The sequence below is a fragment of the Pseudomonas sp. Irchel s3a12 genome (genome assembly GCF_900187485.1).
Taxonomy (GTDB): Bacteria; Pseudomonadota; Gammaproteobacteria; order Pseudomonadales; family Pseudomonadaceae; genus Aquipseudomonas; species Aquipseudomonas neuropathica.
The window spans coordinates 185,660-202,545 of sequence record NZ_FYDN01000010.1 but is presented as its reverse complement, the minus strand read 5'-3'; the positions used below and the strand labels follow the sequence as shown (position 1 = coordinate 202,545).

Annotated in this window: 14 protein-coding genes; 4 read left to right on the top strand and 10 right to left on the bottom strand. The window is 59.5% G+C overall.

What is annotated here, in order from left to right; translation table 11 throughout:
* Positions 1 to 63: 63 nt before the first annotated feature.
* Positions 64 to 1,011, bottom strand: a complete 948-nt coding sequence (locus CKW14_RS18410) for an alpha/beta hydrolase (protein WP_095125827.1) — start codon at positions 1,009 to 1,011, stop codon at positions 64 to 66.
* Between the two features lie 99 nt (positions 1,012 to 1,110).
* On the opposite strand from CKW14_RS18410, the gene CKW14_RS18405 reads away from it, so the two are divergent.
* Both CKW14_RS18405 and CKW14_RS18400 read left to right on the top strand, forming a co-directional pair.
* Positions 1,111 to 1,689, top strand: coding sequence for a DUF6436 domain-containing protein (locus CKW14_RS18405; protein WP_095049418.1), 579 nt, complete (start codon positions 1,111 to 1,113; stop codon positions 1,687 to 1,689).
* Between the two features lie 102 nt (positions 1,690 to 1,791).
* Positions 1,792 to 4,200: a penicillin acylase family protein gene (locus CKW14_RS18400; protein WP_095125826.1), complete on the top strand. Its 2,409-nt coding sequence runs from the start codon at positions 1,792 to 1,794 to the stop codon at positions 4,198 to 4,200.
* Positions 4,201 to 4,401: 201 nt separating this feature from the next.
* On the opposite strand, the gene CKW14_RS18395 is transcribed toward CKW14_RS18400, so the two are convergent.
* Positions 4,402 to 5,367 carry a GlxA family transcriptional regulator gene (locus CKW14_RS18395; protein WP_095049416.1) on the bottom strand — a complete coding sequence of 322 codons (966 nt, stop codon included), beginning with the start codon at positions 5,365 to 5,367 and terminating at the stop codon, positions 4,402 to 4,404.
* A gap of 154 nt (positions 5,368 to 5,521) precedes the next feature.
* On the opposite strand from CKW14_RS18395, the gene CKW14_RS18390 reads away from it, so the two are divergent.
* Positions 5,522 to 6,163, top strand: coding sequence for an HD domain-containing protein (locus tag CKW14_RS18390; RefSeq protein ID WP_095049415.1), 642 nt, complete (start codon positions 5,522 to 5,524; stop codon positions 6,161 to 6,163).
* A gap of 141 nt (positions 6,164 to 6,304) precedes the next feature.
* On the opposite strand, the gene CKW14_RS18385 is transcribed toward CKW14_RS18390, so the two are convergent.
* The 8 genes from CKW14_RS18385 to CKW14_RS18350 form a co-directional block, all read right to left on the bottom strand.
* Entirely contained in the window at positions 6,305 to 7,195 is an 891-nt protein-coding gene (locus CKW14_RS18385) for an ABC transporter permease subunit (protein ID WP_093429780.1), read from the bottom strand.
* Positions 7,192 to 8,073 (bottom strand): ABC transporter permease subunit, encoded by an 882-nt coding sequence (locus tag CKW14_RS18380; protein WP_176471306.1) that lies wholly within the window; start codon positions 8,071 to 8,073, stop codon positions 7,192 to 7,194. Before CKW14_RS18380 ends, CKW14_RS18385 begins: the two co-directional genes overlap by 4 nt.
* Positions 8,074 to 8,108: 35 nt before the next feature.
* Positions 8,109 to 9,251, bottom strand: a complete 1,143-nt coding sequence (locus CKW14_RS18375; RefSeq protein WP_095049413.1) for an ABC transporter ATP-binding protein — start codon at positions 9,249 to 9,251, stop codon at positions 8,109 to 8,111.
* 66 nt (positions 9,252 to 9,317) lie between these two features.
* Positions 9,318 to 10,415 carry a polyamine ABC transporter substrate-binding protein gene (locus CKW14_RS18370; protein WP_095125825.1) on the bottom strand — a complete coding sequence of 366 codons (1,098 nt, stop codon included), beginning with the start codon at positions 10,413 to 10,415 and terminating at the stop codon, positions 9,318 to 9,320.
* Positions 10,416 to 10,602: 187 nt separating this feature from the next.
* The gene (locus CKW14_RS18365; protein ID WP_007913851.1) at positions 10,603 to 11,715 is read right to left on the bottom strand and encodes a polyamine ABC transporter substrate-binding protein; all 1,113 of its coding nucleotides are present in this window, start codon (positions 11,713 to 11,715) and stop codon (positions 10,603 to 10,605) included.
* A 172-nt stretch (positions 11,716 to 11,887) separates the two neighbouring features.
* Entirely contained in the window at positions 11,888 to 13,252 is a 1,365-nt protein-coding gene (locus tag CKW14_RS18360) for an aspartate aminotransferase family protein (RefSeq protein ID WP_095049411.1), read from the bottom strand.
* Positions 13,253 to 13,308: 56 nt separating this feature from the next.
* Positions 13,309 to 14,667, bottom strand: a complete 1,359-nt coding sequence (locus CKW14_RS18355; RefSeq protein ID WP_034151968.1) for a glutamine synthetase family protein — start codon at positions 14,665 to 14,667, stop codon at positions 13,309 to 13,311.
* A 95-nt stretch (positions 14,668 to 14,762) separates the two neighbouring features.
* Positions 14,763 to 15,119 (bottom strand): glutamine amidotransferase, encoded by a 357-nt coding sequence (locus tag CKW14_RS18350; RefSeq protein WP_095049410.1) that lies wholly within the window; start codon positions 15,117 to 15,119, stop codon positions 14,763 to 14,765.
* A 278-nt stretch (positions 15,120 to 15,397) separates the two neighbouring features.
* On the opposite strand from CKW14_RS18350, the gene CKW14_RS18345 reads away from it, so the two are divergent.
* Entirely contained in the window at positions 15,398 to 16,774 is a 1,377-nt protein-coding gene (locus CKW14_RS18345; RefSeq protein ID WP_007913842.1) for a glutamine synthetase family protein, read from the top strand.
* Positions 16,775 to 16,886: the final 112 nt, after the last annotated feature.

Genomic DNA, 16,886 nt, shown 5'->3' with positions numbered 1-16,886 from the left:
CTGACCGGCCGCCTTCGTCGGAACGCCGCCCGGAGCCGGCTCGCGAAGAGGCCCTCACAGTCGCTAAATATTCCGGCCTCTGATCCGCTTGCTCAAGAACTCGAAATACTCCTCACGCATCTCCGCCGTTTCATTCGCCAGATGATGCCGCGCCTCGGCCAATAGCAGAATCTGCGGTCGATCAAACTTCCACTTCATCACCTGCAAATTGTGTTGCCAGTCCACCGTCATATCCGCCTGCCCCTGAATGATCAGCGGCCGTCGCGGACTTTTTTTCGCGTGCTCGACGCGGATGATCCAGCGTGACAGCGCGCCCACCCATTTGGTCGGCAAGCGCCGTGGCTGCAACGGATCGGCCTGGAGAAACGGCAGGAAATCCGGGTCATTGGAATTTTCGCTGAAGCGTCGCGTGACGCCTCTGACAAACGGCCTGAGCAGGTAATAACTCAGCTGCGACCAACCCCACGCCCGAGGCCGCACCAGTGGCGCCATCAAAATCACCTGGCCTTGCGCCGGGCTGTTTTCGCCATGGTTGAGCAAGTGATCGACGACAATTGCCCCGCCGGTGCTCTGCCCAAACAAATGCCACGGCTGCGGCAACGCGATCGACTGCGCCTCGGCGAACAACGCTTGCAGGACATCCTGGTACTCAGAGAAATCGCGAATGCTCGCGCGCGGCCCGCTCGACAAGCCATGACCCGGCAAGTCGCAGGCGATCACGGCGAAATCCTGGTCCAGCGCCCACTCGATTACATGCCGGTACAGCCCGACGTGATCGTAGTAACCGTGCAGCAGAAACAGCGTCGCCTTGACCTTTTCCGGCCACCAGCAATGGCTGACCACTTCATAGCCATCGACCTCGAAACGGCCCATGCCACGCCAGACATCACGATGGGGAAAGTCGGTCTGGTAGAAGCGCTGGTAGGCCTTGCCCTCGTCCGACAACGGCTGCCACTCGGCCAAAGGCTTGAGGCTGGCGCGGATTTGATCGGGGTCGAAAGTGGCAGGCATGCGGGAATTCCAAAGCGGTAAACAGACTTTATCGGCCTGCGATATTCATCTGTCGGAGCAAGCATGGCAAGCTAGCCCACCTCTTCTGGAACGAAAACCATGCGTTCGCCCTACCGCACCGCACTGTTTGCCAGCCTGCTCGCGCTGATTTGCGCCGGGGTGCTGTGGGCGGCGTATGACTGGTTTCAGGGGCGTTATCTGCGTGCGTTCAGCGAACACACGGCGGTGTTTTCCGGTGATCCGCTGCGCCTGCCGGACAACCTCGCCGGTCCCGGCAAGATTCGCCTGGTACATTTCTGGGACCCGGCCTGCCCGTGCAACGTCGGCAATCAACAGCACCTGACCGAGATGGTCGAGCGGTTTGGCGCTAAAGGCGTGGAGTTCTTCGCCGTGCAGAAAACCGGCAGTCACGGTCAGTTGCCCGCGACCCTCAGCAGTCTGAAAACCATCACGATATTGCCCGGCTCCGAACAGGTTCCGGCCAGCCCGGCCGTGGCGATCTGGGATCGCAGCGGCAAACTGGCGTACTTCGGCCCGTACAGTGAAGGCCTGACCTGCAATTCCAGCAACAGCTTTATCGAACCGATTTTGAATGCCCTGACGGAGGATCGCCCGGTCAATGCCACGCACACCCTGGCGGTCGGTTGTTATTGCCCGTGGCCGGTGGAAACGCCGTAAGGCATTCCGGACTTTTCAAGGACAGCGCTGCACGGCACAGAAGGTCTGTGCTAATTGTTTGCAGCCCGACGGGCGGCATTCCCGCATGCACAAGGAGTCACCATGAAGCGCGTGTTCACCGTACTTGGCTTGCTCATCGTTGTTCTGCTTGCCGGGGTCGGCTGGTATGTCTACAGCAAACAACCCACACGCCAGGGCCAGGTTGAACTGCGCAACCTGCAAGGTTCGGTGATCGTGCGCTATGACGAGCGGGGCGTGCCACACCTGCGCGCCGAGAACGAAACCGACCTCTACCGCGCCCTCGGCTATGTGCATGCCCAGGATCGCCTGTTCCAGATGGAAGCCATGCGCCGCCTCGCTCGCGGCGAACTGGCCGAAGTGCTCGGGCCGAAACTGCTCGACACCGACAAACTCTTCCGCAGCCTGCGCATCCGCGAACGCGCGGCCAGTTACGTCGCCAGTCTCGATAAACAGTCACCGGCGTGGAAGGGCCTGCAAGCCTATCTGGATGGCATTAACCAATATCAGGACACCCACGCCGCACCGATCGAGTTTGACGTGCTGGGCATCCCCAAACGACCGTTCACGGCAGAAGACAGCATCAGCGTCGCCGGCTATATGGCCTACAGCTTTGCGGCGGCGTTTCGCACCGAGCCGTTGCTGACCTATGTGCGCGATCAACTCGGCGCTGATTACCTCAAGGTCTTCGATCTCGACTGGCAACCCAACGGTGTGCTGGCCAACGGTCACGCCAAACCTGCGCCGGTCCTCGCCGCCGGCGACTGGAAAGACCTCAACGCCCTCGCCCGCCTCAGCGAACAGGCGCTGATCGACCAAGGCCTGCCGCAGTTCGAAGGCAGCAACGCCTGGGTCATCGCCGGCAGCCGCAGCCAGAGTGGCAAGCCACTGCTGGCGGGTGATCCGCACATTCGCTTTTCGGTGCCGTCGGTGTGGTACGAGGCGCATTTGTCGGCGCCGGGCTTCGAGCTGTACGGCCATCATCAGGCGCTGGTGCCGTTCGCGTTTCTGGGACACAACCTGGATTTCGGCTGGAGCCTGACCATGTTCCAGAACGACGATCTGGACCTGATCGCCGAGAAGGTCAATCCGGATAACCCGAATCAGGTCTGGTATCGCGGCCAGTGGACCGACATGGTCGTCACCCAACAGCAGATCAATGTAAAGGGCCAGCCGCCGGTCACCCTCACCCTGCGCCAATCGCCCCACGGCCCGATCGTCAATGATGCCCTCGGCACCGCTGCCGGCAAAACGCCGTTCGCCATGTGGTGGGCCTTCCTCGAAACGCCGAACCCGATCCTCGAAGGCTTCTACCAGCTCAACCGCGCCGACACCCTGGCCAAGGCCCGCACCGCTGCCGCGAAAGTGCAGGCACCGGGGCTGAACCTGGTTTACGCCAACGCCAAGGGCGATATCGCCTGGTGGGCCTCGGCGCTGCTGCCCAAGCGCCCCGCTGGGGTGAGGCCGGAATTCATTCTCGACGGCAGCAGCAATCAGGCGGACAAGGACGGGTTCTACCCGTTCAGCGCCAACCCGCAGGAAGAGAACCCGGCACGCGGCTACATCGTCTCGGCCAACTTCCAGCCGCTGTCGCCGACCGGCATGGAGATTCCCGGTTACTACAACCTTGCCGATCGCGGGCAGCAACTCAATCGCCAGCTCAGCGACAAGAGCGTGAAGTGGACCAACGAGGCCAATCAGAAACTGCAATTGGGCACGGCGACCGGTTATGGCCCGCGCTTGCTCGCTCCGTTGCTGCCAGTATTGCGTGAAGTCGTCAGCGATCCGGCGCAGTTGAAACTGGTCGAGCAACTGGCGCAGTGGCCGGGCGACTATCCGCTGGATTCGGTCAGTGCGACGGTGTTCAACCAGTTCCTCTACGACCTGGCCGATGCGGCGATGCGTGATGAGTTGGGCAATGATTTTTTCGACACGCTGCTGGCGACGCGAGTGATCGATGCGGCGCTGCCGAAGCTGGCGGCGAACGCCGATTCACCGTGGTGGGATAACCGCAACACGCCGAACAAGGAGACCCGCGCCGATGTCGTGCGCGCGGCGTGGCAGGCGAGCATGCAGCACCTGAAGCTGACCCTCGGCGATAACTCTGCCGAGTGGAAATGGGGCACTGCGCACACGCTGACTCACGGCCATCCGTTGGGACAGCAGAAGCCGTTGGAGCGGATTTTCAATGTCGGGCCGTTTGCGGCGCCGGGCAGTCATGAAGTGCCGAACAACCTGTCGGCGAAGATCGGGCCTGCGCCTTGGCCGGTGACTTATGGGCCGTCGACGCGGCGCTTGGTGGATTTTGCCGATCCTGCACACGGCCTGACGATCAACCCGGTCGGGCAGAGCGGTGTGCCGTTCGACAGCCACTATGACGATCAGGCTGAGGCGTATGTCGACGGGATTTATGTGCAGGCGCATTTCAATGCCGAAGAGGTGACGGCGAATACGCGCAGTACGTTGAAGCTGTTGCCGATGCGGGCACCTTAAAAGCCCCTCACCCTAGCCCTCCCGAAACGTCGGACCGCCCAGAGGTAGAGGGGACTGATTGGGGGATGCTCAAGGCTTACAGCGACCTGACACTGCTTTACCGAATCCATAATCGCTAAGGTCTTTCAGGTCGATGTATCACGCCAGACACTGCGGTCGGCCCCCTCTCCCTCTGGGAGAGGGCTGGGGTGAGGGTGAGGGTCAAACCATCACCGCAAAATTCAGCCGAAACTGCTGCGGCGTAACCCCCAGCCGGCGATTGAACACACTGCGCATGTGCTGCGCATCGCGAAACCCGCACTGATACGCCACAGTCTTCAACGGTGCCGCCGTGCTTTCCAGCATCACCCGCGCCGCATCCACTCGCGCCCGTTCGACAAACTCCGCCGGGGTGACCTTGGCTTCCCGGGCAAACACCCGCGAGAAATTGCGCGCACTCATGTTCGCCGCATTGGCCAGATCGGCAATCGTCAGATCGCCCGTGAGATTGGCCAGCACATACAACTGCACCAGCGCCACCGCCGAGGTCGGCTCCGCGTGCGGTGTGAGGAACGGGCTGAACTGCGATTGCCCACCGGAACGCTGGGTGAACACCACCAGACGCTTGGCCACGCTCAGCGCCACTTCAGCGCCATGATCCCGCGCCAGCAGGTACAGCGACAGATCAATCCCCGCCGTGACCCCGGCCGAGGTGTAGAGCGTGCCGTCCTCGACATACAAGCGATCCGCTTCGACCTGCGTCGTCGGACACAACTGCGCCAACGCGACGGCGTCGTTCCAGTGCGTGGTGACGGTGCGCCCGTCCAGCAAACCGGCCCGGGCCAGCATGAACGCGCCGTTGCAGATCGAACCGAAGCGCTGCGCCCGTGCACAGGCCTCACGCAGCCAACCGTCGAACGTCGCGCCGAAATCCATGAAGGGTAATTGCGGCCCACCGGCGACCAGCAGCAGATCGTAGGCGTCGAGTGCTTCACTGAAATGCCGATGGGCATTCAGGGTCAAACCGTTGGAACAGGCCATCGGCCCTTGCTCGATGCCGATTACTTCGAGCCGATAGTGATTCTCGGGCGCCAGGAAGCGATTGGCCTCGGCGAACACATCCATCGGGCCGCTGACGTCCAGCGACTGCACGCCTGCGAACACCACAATGGCGACGGTTTTGCTCATGGAGGTGAAGCTCCTTTGGGTCTCTGAGCCGAGTTGGCACGATTTGCAGGTGGATTGGCAAGGATCGCTGCCATGCATCGATTGTCCGCTTCCAGCGCCGGGAACAGACTTTCCCCATCAGCGCCACAACGGCGTTTCAGTGAGGAAACTTGCCATGACCACAACCATCGCCGGCATCAAAATCCCTGACAGCGCCCTCGCCCGGGCCACCACCGAATACATCCGCGACATCGAATCCGACCTGCTCTACCACCACTCGCGCCGGGTCTTTCTGTTCGGTGCGTTGAGCGGCGAGCGCCAGCAACTGGCCTACAACCCGGAGTTGTTGTACGTCGGCGCGATGTTCCATGACCTCGGTCTGGTCGAAGGTCATCGCAGTGATGACGAGCGTTTTGAGGTGGACGGCGCCAACGCCGCGGCGGCGTTTCTCAAACCGTACGGGTTGAGCGATGACGACATCGAACAGGTGTGGCTGTCGATTGCCCTGCACACCACGCCGGGCGTGCCGAAGCATCTGCGCCCGACCGTAGCGCTGGTCACCGCTGGTGTGGAAATGGATGTACTGGGGATGGATTACGCAGCGTTCAGCACTGTGCAGCGCGAAGCGGTGGTGCATGCGCACCCGCGTGGGGACGGTTTCAAGGAGTGCATTATCTGCGCGTTTGCCGATGGCTTGCGGCATCGTCCGCAGACGACGTTTGGCAATGTGAAGACTGATGTCCTGAAGGATCAGCAGCCGGGGTTCAAGCCGATGAACTTTGTTGAAGTCATCCGCCAATCTCCCTGGACGGCATAAATCCCATTGTAGGAGTGAGCCTGCTCGCGATAGCGGTGTGTCAGCTGAAAACTTCCTGGCCGATACACCGCTATCGCGAGCACGCTCACTCCTACATTTGAATTTGGGTTGGCCTCTAGGTTGAGGCCAACCCGATATTGCTTACGCCGCTTCCGGCGCCGGGGCGCGACGCACGTCCGGCTGCTTCCACGAATCGGCTGCGCTTTCTTCGATGGCTTGCTGGATGGCTTTCTTGCGCGCTTCTTCGGCACGGCGGCTGAAGAACCAGACCATGAAGGTCACGATCGATACCGCGAGCAAAATCAGGCTCGCCACGGCGTTGATCTCAGGCTTCACACCCAGACGCACTGCCGAGAACACTTCCATCGGCAAGGTCGTCGAACCAGGACCCGAGACGAAGCTCGCCAGTACCAGGTCATCCAGCGACAGCGCGAACGACATCATGCCGCCCGCCGCCAGCGATGGCGCGATCATCGGGATGGTGATCAGGAAGAACACCTTCCACGGTCGTGCACCGAGGTCCATGGCCGCTTCTTCGATCGACAGGTCCAGCTCACGCAGACGCGCCGACACCACCACCGCCACATACGCCGCACAGAACGTGGTGTGAGCGATCCAGATGGTGACGATGCCACGTTCCTGCGGCCAGCCGATCATCTGCGCCATGGCCACGAACAGCAGCAACAGCGACAGACCGGTGATCACTTCCGGCATCACCAACGGCGCTGTGACCAGACCGCCGAACAGCGTGCGGCCCTTGAAGCGGGTGATACGGGTCAGCACGAACGCTGCCAGCGTACCCAGCGCCACCGCGGCGACCGCGGTGTAGCAGGCGATTTCCAGCGAGCGCAGCACCGAGCCCATCAGTTGCGTGTTGTCGAGCAGGCCGACGTACCACTTGATCGACCAGCCGCCCCACACCGTCACCAGTTTCGAGGCGTTGAACGAGTAGATCACCAGGATCAGCATCGGCAGGTAGATAAACAACAAACCCAGAACCAGCATCAGGCTGGAGAAACGGAAGCGCTTCATTCTTTACCCTCCATTTCCTTGGCCTGACTGCGGTTGAACAGGATGATCGGCACAATCAGGATCGCCAGCATCACCACCGCCAGCGCGGACGCCACCGGCCAGTCACGGTTGTTGAAGAACTCTTGCCACAGCACCTTGCCGATCATCAGGGTTTCCGGACCGCCAAGCAGTTCCGGGATCACGAACTCACCGACCACGGGGATAAACACCAGCATGCAGCCGGCAATGATGCCGTTCTTGGACAGCGGAATAGTGATCTTCCAGAAGCTGTTGAAAGTACTCGAGCCGAGGTCCGAAGCCGCTTCGAGCAGACTGTTGTCGTGCTTCACCAGATTGGCGTACAGCGGCAGGATCATGAACGGCAGGTACGAATAAACTACGCCGATGTACACCGCGAGGTTGGTGTTGAGGATCTGCAGCGGCTCGTCGATCAAGCCCATGCTCATCAGGAAACCGTTGAGCAGACCGTTGTTGCTGAGGATGCCCATCCACGCGTAAACGCGGATCAGGATTGCGGTCCAGGTCGGCATCATGATCAGCAATACCAACACCGTTTGCAGCTCTTTACGGGCGGTGGCGATGGCGTAGGCCATCGGGTAGCCGATCAGCAAACAGAGGACGGTGCTGATGAACGCCATCTTCAACGAGCCGAGGTAAGCGGCGATGTACAACTCGTCGCCCGCCAGCATCGCGTAGTTGCCCAGGTTCAGCAGCAGTTGCAGCTTCTGCTCGGCGTAGGTGTAAATCTCGGTGTACGGCGGAATGGCCACGTCGGCTTCGGCGAAACTGATCTTCAGGACGATGAAGAACGGCAGCATGAAGAACAGAAAAAGCCAGATGAACGGAACCCCGATGACCAGTTGCCGGCCATTGGGGATTATTCGGTTGATGCGGCGTTTGAATTTGCGCATGTTCATGAGCGGAGTACCACGCCGCTGTCGTCTTCCCACCACACGTAGACCTGATCGCCCCAGGTCGGACGCGCGCCGCGACGTTCGGCGTTGGCGACGAACGACTGCACCAGTTTGCCGCTCGGCAATTCGACGTAGAACACCGAGTGCCCGCCGAGGTAGGCGATGTCGTGCACCTTGCCGCTGGACCAGTTGTACTCGCAGGTCGGCTGGTCGGCGGTGACCAGCAGCTTCTCCGGACGGATCGCGTAGGTCACGGACTTGTCTTGCACCGAGGTGCTGATGCCATGGCCAACGTAGATCTGCCGATCGAGATCCTTACAGGTGATGGTCGCGTGGCCTTCGGCGTCGTCGATCACTTCACCTTCGAAGATGTTGACGTTACCGATGAATTCGCAGACCAGACGGCTGGTCGGGGTTTCGTAGATGTCGATCGGGCTGCCGATCTGGGCGATCCAGCCCAGGTGCATGATCGCGATGCGCTCGGCCATGGTCATGGCCTCTTCCTGGTCGTGGGTCACCATCACGCAAGTCACGCCGACGCGCTCGATGATTTCCACCAGTTCCAACTGCATCTGCGAACGCAGTTTCTTGTCCAGTGCGCCCATCGGCTCATCGAGCAGCAGCAACTTCGGTCGCTTGGCCAGCGAACGTGCCAGCGCCACACGCTGACGCTGACCGCCCGACAATTGATGCGGCTTGCGCTTGGCGTACTGGCTCATCTGCACCAGCTTGAGCATCTCGGCTACACGGTCGTCGACCTCGGTCTTGTGAATCTTGTCCTGCTGCAGGCCGAAGGCGATGTTCTGCGCCACGGTCATGTGCGGGAACAAGGCGTACGACTGGAACATCATGTTGATCGGACGTTCGTACGGCGGCATGTCGGTGATGTCGACGCCGTCGAGGAAAATCCGCCCCTCCGTGGGCCGTTCGAACCCTGCCAGCATCCGCAGCAGAGTGGATTTGCCCGATCCCGAACCGCCGAGCAAGGCGAAGATCTCGCCCTTCTTGATTTCCAGGGACACATCGTCCACGGCAATCGTCTCGTCGAACTTCTTCGTGACCCGGTCGATTTTGACCAACACCTGTTTCGGTGTCTGGTCGCCCTCGAGGGCTTTCTTATAGGCGCCGGAGGCAACTGCCATTTACGAAACTCCCAGAAAAAAACAATGCAGTTCGCCCCGCAAGGCGAACCCAGGATAGTGTGTGCCTTACATCCCCGACTTGACCTTGGTCCAGCTGCGGGTCATCAGACGCTGAATGTTCGGTGGCAACTCGGTCGATACGTAGGCCTTGTCGATAACGGCCTGCGGTGGATACACCGACGCATCGGTGCGGATGGATTGCTCCATCAACTTGTCCGAACCCGGGTTGGGGTTGGCGTAACCGACGTAATCACTGACCTGAGCGATCACCTCAGGTTTCAGCAGATAGTTGATGAAGGCATGGGCCTGCTTCACGTTCGACGAATCCTTGGGGATTGCCAGCATGTCGAACCACAATGCGCCACCCTCTTTCGGCACCGTGTAGGCGATGTTCACGCCCTTCTTGGCTTCGGCTGCGCGGTTCTTCGCCTGGAAGATATCGCCGGAGAAACCGATGGCCACACAGATGTCGCCGTTGGCCAGATCACCGATGTATTTCGACGAGTGGAAGTAGGTCACGTAAGGACGCACCGCGAGCAATTTGTCGGTGGCTTTTTCGTAGTCCTTCGGATTGGTGCTGTTGGCATTCAGGCCCAGATAGTTGAGCACGGTCGGCATCATTTCATCCGCCGAATCGAGGAATGCCACGCCGCAGCTTTGCAGCTTCTTGATGTTCTCAGGCTCGAACAAAACGCCCCACGAATCGATCTTGTCGACACCCAGTACAGCCTTCACTTTATCGACGTTGTAACCAATGCCGTTGGTGCCCCACAGGTACGGCACGGCGTACAGGTTGCCCGGATCGTTCTGCTCCAGACGCTTGAGCAGCGCCGGGTCGAGATTGGCGTAGTTCGGCAGTTGCGCACGGTCAAGCTTCTGGAACGCCCCCGCCTTGATCTGCTTGCCGAGGAAGTGGTTCGACGGCACGACCACGTCGTAACCGGTACGCCCGGCCAGTAGCTTGCCTTCCAGGGTTTCGTTGGAATCGAAGACGTCGTAGACCGGTTTGATCCCGGTTTCTTTCTGGAAATCGGCCAGCGTGGTTTCGCCGATGTAATCGGACCAGTTATAAATATGCACCGTACCGGCGGCCTGGGCTCCGACAGCGATCGTCAGGCCGGCAGTGGCCAGCAGGGCTTTGCGCAAAGAAGAAAAAATAGGCAAGTGGAGGTCCTCTAAATTAGTTGGGCCCAAGTTGCCCCGCGCTGCATGACAGCCATGGCTGCCCGGCAACAAAACCGGCGCGCAACTTACCCTCGAAAAACCGTTCCTGCAAAACTTCCTGTCATTTAATTAATCCGCTGGCCGCCCTCGCGGGGACGACGGCCAGCGGTTGTTGCGTCAAACCGGCTTATTTACCGGATTTGATCTTGGTCCAGCTGCGAGTGATCAGGCGCAGGGTCGCTGCGTCCAGATCGCTGATCGCGTAGAGCTGTTTCTTCACTTCAGCCGACGGGTAGATGCTCGGATCGCTGGTGATGTCCTTGTCCACCAGTGGCGTGGCAGCTTTGTTGCCGTTCGGGAAACGCACGGCGTTGGTGATGCCGGCCATCACTTGTGGCTCAAGCAGGTAGTTCATGAACTTGTAGGCGGCTTCGACGTTTTCGGCATCCTTGGGAATGGCGACCATGTCGTAGAACGTGCCAGCACCTTCTTTTGGAATGGTGTAGGCCAGCTTGACCTTGTCTCCGGCTTCCTGGGCGCGGGTCTTGGATTGTTCCAGGTCACCCGAGTAACCGACGGCGACGCAGATGTTGCCGTTGGCCAGGTCGGAGATGTACTTGGAGGAATGGAAGTAGGCAACCGAAGGACGAATCTTCAGGAACAAGTCTTCGGCGGCTTTCAGGTCAGCCTTGTCCTTGCTGTTGGTCGGCTTGCCCAGATAGTGCAACGCCGCCGGAATCATTTCGGTCGGTGCGTCGAGGAAGCTTACGCCGCAGCTTTTGAGCTTCTCGATGTTTTCAGGCTTGAACACCACGTCCCAGGAATCGATTTTGTCGATGCCCAGCGCTGCCTTGACCTTGGCCGGGTTGTAGCCGATGCCGATCGAGCCCCACATGTACGGGAACGCGTGCTTGTTGCCTTGGTCGCTGGCATCGCCAACAGCCTTGAGCAGGTCTTCGTCGAGGTTCTTCCAGTTTGGCAGCTTGGACTTGTCCAGCTCCTGGTAAACACCGGCCTTGATCTGCTTGGCGAGGAAGTTATTGGAAGGCACCACAATGTCGTAACCGGACTTGCCGGCCAGCAGCTTGGCTTCCAGGGTTTCGTTGCTGTCGAAGACGTCATAGACGACTTTGATCCCGGTGGCTTTTTCGAAGTTGGCCACAGTGTCCGGGGCGATGTAGTCGGACCAGTTGTAGACGTGCAACACCTTGTCGTCCGCCTGAGCCGCAGCCGCCATGACTCCCATCAGGGACATGGCGAGCAGAGTCTTGCCAGCGAGCTTTTTGCCTAATGCCTTCATGCGTTAATGCTCCAAATTTTTCTTTTTTGAACCACTTTGTTCAGCGGCCGAACCCGGACAACTGGAACCGCGGCTAGTCTGGCAAGATCCGAGGCGGTCTTTCAAGAAAAGACCAGCCTTTCTGACAGCTTTGAGCGCGAGCGCCACGGCTCCCCCGCTCAAAGCCTAGCACTTAGCCCTGCAACGCACTGAGGGTCAGGTCCAGACACTTGCGTGCCTTTGTAACCAGCTCATCGATCTCGGCTTTGCTGATCACCAGCGGCGGCGCGATGATCATGGTGTCGCCCACAGCGCGCATGATCAGGCCGTTGTCGAAGCAGAACTGGCGGCAGATCATGCCGACGCCCTTGCCTTCATAACGCTTGCGCGTGGCCTTGTCCTGCACCAGCTCGATCGCGCCCAACAGACCGACTCCGCGAACTTCACCCACCAACGGGTGATCGTTCAGTTCCCGCAGACGTTTCTGCAAATACGGTGCCGTTTCGTTGTGCGCGTTCTCGATAATTTTTTCGTCGCGCAGGATGCGGATGTTTTCCAGGCCCACTGCTGCTGCCACCGGGTGACCGGAGTAGGTGAAGCCGTGGTTGAAATCGCCACCTTCGTTGAGCACCGCAACAACGGAGTCACGGACAATCAGGCCGCCCATCGGGATATAACCGGAGGTCAGGCCTTTGGCGATGGTCATCATGTCGGGCGCAAGGTCGTAGAAATCGCTACCGAACCACTCACCGGTACGGCCGAAACCGCAAATCACTTCGTCTGCCACGAACAGGATGTCGTACTTGGCGAGGATTTCCTTGATGCGCGGCCAGTAGCTGTCTGGCGGAATGATCACGCCGCCGGCGCCCTGGATCGGCTCGGCAATAAAGGCACCGACGTTGTCGACGCCGACTTCGAGAATCTTTTCTTCCAACTGGTTGGCCGCCCAGATACCGAACTCTTCCGGGGACATGTCGCCCCCTTCAGCGAACCAGTAAGGCTGCGCGATATGGACGATGCCCGGGATCGGCAAGTCGCCTTGTTCGTGCATATAAGTCATGCCACCGAGACTCGCGCCGGCCACGGTCGAACCGTGATAACCGTTCTTGCGGCTGATGATGACTTTCTTGTTTGGCTGGCCTTTGATCGCCCAGTAGTGGCGGACCATGCGCAGCATGGTGTCGTTGCCTTCGGAGCCGGAACCGGTGAAGAACACATGGTTCATGCCTTCCGGCGCCACGTCGGCGATTGCCTTGGCCAGTTCCAGCGCTGGCGGGTGCGCGGTCTGGAAGAACAGGTTGTAGTACGGCAGTTCGCGCATCTGTTTGGCGGCTGCGTCGGCCAGCTCATCGCGACCATAACCGATAGCCACGCACCACAGACCGGCCATTCCGTCGAGAATCTTGTTGCCTTCGCTGTCCCACAGGTAAACGCCCTTGGCGTTGGTGATGATCCGCGGGCCTTTCTCTTTCAGCTGCTTGAAGTCGCTGAACGGGGCCAGGTGGTGATCATTGCTGAGTGCTTGCCACTCGCGGGTTTGCGGGTTGTTGCTGGTCATGCCAATTCTCCTTGTTATCGGTGAAGGCGCGGCTGCTGCCAGCCGCGCCTGGCGTATCAGACGGCGAAGAGCAGGTACTCACGCTCCCAGGAACTGATCACGCGCTTGAAGTTTTCATGCTCGGCTCGTTTTACCGCGACGTAGCCAGTGATGAAGGTTTTGCCCAGGTACTTTTCGATGGTCGCGCTGTTTTCCATACGTTCCAGTGCGTCTTCGATGGTCAGTGGCAGGCGCAGGTTGCGGCGCTCATAACCACGGCCCACCACCGGCGCGCTCGGGTTGAGGCCTTCGACCATGCCGATGTAGCCGCAGAGCAGGCTCGCGGCAATCGCCAGGTACGGGTTGGCGTCCGCGCCCGGCAAGCGGTTTTCCACACGGCGGTTCTGCGGGCCGGCATCCGGTACGCGCAGGCCAACGGTGCGGTTCTCTTCGCCCCACTCCACGTTCACCGGTGCCGAGGTATCCGGCAGAAAGCGGCGGAACGAGTTGACGTTCGGCGCGAACAGCGGCAGCAATTCCGGGATCAATTTCTGCAAACCACCGATATGGTGCAGGAACAACTGGCTCATGGTCCCGTCTTCATTAGAGAAGACGTTTTTGCCGGTCTCGATGTCAATGATGCTCTGGTGCAAGTGCATCGCACTGCCCGGCTCGCCGGTCATCGGCTTGGCCATAAAGGTGGCGGCCACGTCGTGCTTGAGCGCGGCTTCGCGCATGGTGCGCTTGAACACCAGGATCTGGTCGGCCAGCGACAGTGCGTCGCCGTGACGGAAGTTGATTTCCATCTGCGCTGTGCCGTCCTCGTGGATCAGCGTGTCGAGGTCCAGTTCCTGCAGTTCGCACCAGTCGTAGACGTCTTCGAACAGCGGATCGAATTCGTTCGCCGCTTCAATGGAGAACGACTGACGACCGATTTCCGGACGGCCCGAACGGCCAATCGGCGGCTGCAACGGATAATCAGGGTCGTCGCTGCGCTTGGTCAGGTAGAACTCCATTTCCGGCGCCACGATCGGCTGCCAGCCCTTGTCGGCATAGAGCTTCAGAACTTTCTTGAGGACGTTGCGCGGCGACAGCTCGATCGGGTTGCCTTGCTTGTCGTAGGTGTCGTGGATCACTTGAGCAGTTGGCTCGATGGCCCACGGCACCAGGTACACGGCGTTCTGGTCGGGACGGCAGATCATGTCGATGTCGGCCGGGTCGAGCAGTTCGTAATAGATGTCGTCTTCGACGTAGTCGCCGGTCACTGTCTGCAACAGCACGCTCTCGGGCAGGCGCATGCCTTTTTCGGCGATGAACTTGTTGGTCGGCGAGATCTTGCCCCGGGTGATACCGGTCAAGTCGGCGATCATGCATTCGACTTCTGTGATCTTGTGGTCTTTCAACCAATCGGTGAGCTGGTCGAGGTTGTTACTCATAAATGCCTCTGGGCTGAGTCTCCTGACAGGATGTCAGGCAAAGTTTGACGCTTTGAGCGTCGCGTTAAAGGGGGGCTTGCTCGCGCAGTGCCGGCTTACGCCTGGCACCGCGCATAGACAATGAAAGAGGAGCTTACCTGCCCTTTACGCTGGCGTTGCATTTCCTGTGCACACTCAAGGCGTGCAGAATCACGAGCACGGCTGGGGAAGCCGCACAGGCTTTGGAAGTGAAAGCGATCTATATTGAAAGGAGACGCCATAAACAGGATGCTTTCCCATACGTCCAGAATATCGGACGCTGGCACTTGAACGGCCATGGACGGGAACATCGTCGCTAACGGGCGAACCATGCTGGCTGCGCTACCGACGGATTGGTCGCCACTGATGTGATGAGCATGCAGACCGGACTGTTGCGAGCAGTCGGTGATGCCGATTAACGGCAGGCGAGACATGAAGCACCCCGGTATTATTGCTGTTATGGGTTTGATCGGAGCTTAGCCTTGTTCATTTTTTTACACAACACCCCCGTAAAAAATACAACACGGCCTGCTCAAGCCCGCGGGTGCCAAGCGCCACAAGGACTAAAAACCGCCCAAAAGTGCCCCATAAATGCCCTTGCAGCGCTTTTTTAGGGCAAAAAAGGCCTCGCTTGACTTCGGCAGGCCGTTCGGGTTGACTGAAACCAGAAAAGATCAATGATTGATATTTTTAACAACAAAGGTGTTGCATCATGTCGGTACCCCCGCGTGCCGTTCAGCTTAACGAAGCGAACGCGTTCCTTAAGGAACATCCTGAGGTTCTGTACGTTGACCTTCTGATTGCGGATATGAATGGTGTGGTGCGCGGCAAGCGCATTGAACGCACCAGCCTCCACAAGGTTTACGAGAAAGGCATCAACCTGCCGGCCTCTCTATTTGCTCTGGATATCAACGGTTCGACGGTGGAAAGCACCGGCCTGGGCCTGGACATCGGCGACGCCGATCGCATCTGCTATCCAATCCCCGATACCCTGTGCAACGAGCCATGGCAAAAGCGCCCGACCGCGCAACTGTTGATGACCATGCACGAACTCGAAGGCGACCCGTTCTTCGCCGATCCGCGCGAAGTGCTCCGTCAAGTTGTTGCAAAGTTTGACGAACTGGGCCTGACCATTTGCGCCGCATTTGAACTCGAGTTCTACCTGATCGACCAGGAAAACGTGAACGGCCGTCCTCAGCCGCCACGCTCGCCGATCTCCGGCAAACGCCCGCACTCGACCCAGGTCTACCTGATCGACGACCTCGACGAATACGTCGACTGCCTCCAGGACATTCTGGAAGGCGCCAAAGAGCAAGGCATTCCGGCCGACGCCATCGTCAAGGAAAGTGCCCCGGCGCAGTTCGAAGTGAACCTGCACCACGTAGCCGACCCGATCAAGGCCTGCGACTACGCGGTACTGCTCAAGCGCCTGATCAAGAACATCGCCTACGACCATGAAATGGACACCACCTTCATGGCCAAGCCGTACCCGGGCCAGGCAGGTAATGGTCTGCACGTACACATCTCGATTCTGGATAAAGAAGGCAAAAACATTTTTGCCAGCGAGGATCCCGAGCAGAACGCCGCGCTGCGTCACGCGATCGGCGGTGTGCTCGAGACCCTGCCCGCGCAGATGGCTTTCCTCTGCCCGAACGTCAACTCGTACCGTCGTTTCGGCGCACAGTTCTACGTGCCGAACTCGCCGTGCTGGGGTCTGGACAACCGCACCGTGGCGATTCGCGTACCGACCGGCTCGTCCGATGCCGTACGTATCGAGCACCGCGTCGCCGGTGCCGACGCCAACCCGTACCTGTTAATGGCTTCTGTATTGGCCGGTGTGCATCACGGTCTGACCAACAAGATCGAACCGGGCGCGCCTGTCGAAGGCAACAGCTACGAGCAGAACGAACAAAGCCTGCCGAACAACTTGCGCGATGCCCTGCGTGAGCTGGACGACAGCGAGGTGATGGCCAAGTACATCGATCCGAAATACATCGATATCTTCGTCGCCTGCAAGGAAAGCGAGCTGGAGGAGTTCGAACACTCCATCTCTGACCTTGAGTACAACTGGTATCTGCATACCGTTTAAGCGGTTGTAGCTTCAGGAAAAACGCCGTTGGCTGATTCAGTCAACGGCGTTTTTTTATGGCCGCCTACGGCGGTTCGCGAGCAGGCTCGCTCCCACAGTTGATCTCCAGTGA

What these genes read in the sequence shown, in the direction of transcription:
- CKW14_RS18385 (WP_093429780.1), bottom strand. Translation starts at nt 7,195, where the DNA reads ATGAAGCGCTTCCGTTTCTCCAGCCTGATGCTGGTTCTGGGTTTGTTG.
- CKW14_RS18355 (WP_034151968.1), bottom strand. Translation starts at nt 14,667, where the DNA reads ATGAGTAACAACCTCGACCAGCTCACCGATTGGTTGAAAGACCACAAG.
- CKW14_RS18410 (WP_095125827.1), bottom strand. Translation starts at nt 1,011, where the DNA reads ATGCCTGCCACTTTCGACCCCGATCAAATCCGCGCCAGCCTCAAGCCT.
- CKW14_RS18390 (WP_095049415.1), top strand. Translation starts at nt 5,522, where the DNA reads ATGACCACAACCATCGCCGGCATCAAAATCCCTGACAGCGCCCTCGCC.
- CKW14_RS18405 (WP_095049418.1), top strand. Translation starts at nt 1,111, where the DNA reads ATGCGTTCGCCCTACCGCACCGCACTGTTTGCCAGCCTGCTCGCGCTG.
- CKW14_RS18395 (WP_095049416.1), bottom strand. Translation starts at nt 5,367, where the DNA reads ATGAGCAAAACCGTCGCCATTGTGGTGTTCGCAGGCGTGCAGTCGCTG.
- CKW14_RS18365 (WP_007913851.1), bottom strand. Translation starts at nt 11,715, where the DNA reads ATGAAGGCATTAGGCAAAAAGCTCGCTGGCAAGACTCTGCTCGCCATG.
- CKW14_RS18400 (WP_095125826.1), top strand. Translation starts at nt 1,792, where the DNA reads ATGAAGCGCGTGTTCACCGTACTTGGCTTGCTCATCGTTGTTCTGCTT.
- CKW14_RS18360 (WP_095049411.1), bottom strand. Translation starts at nt 13,252, where the DNA reads ATGACCAGCAACAACCCGCAAACCCGCGAGTGGCAAGCACTCAGCAAT.
- CKW14_RS18350 (WP_095049410.1), bottom strand. Translation starts at nt 15,119, where the DNA reads ATGTCTCGCCTGCCGTTAATCGGCATCACCGACTGCTCGCAACAGTCC.
- CKW14_RS18375 (WP_095049413.1), bottom strand. Translation starts at nt 9,251, where the DNA reads ATGGCAGTTGCCTCCGGCGCCTATAAGAAAGCCCTCGAGGGCGACCAG.
- CKW14_RS18345 (WP_007913842.1), top strand. Translation starts at nt 15,398, where the DNA reads ATGTCGGTACCCCCGCGTGCCGTTCAGCTTAACGAAGCGAACGCGTTC.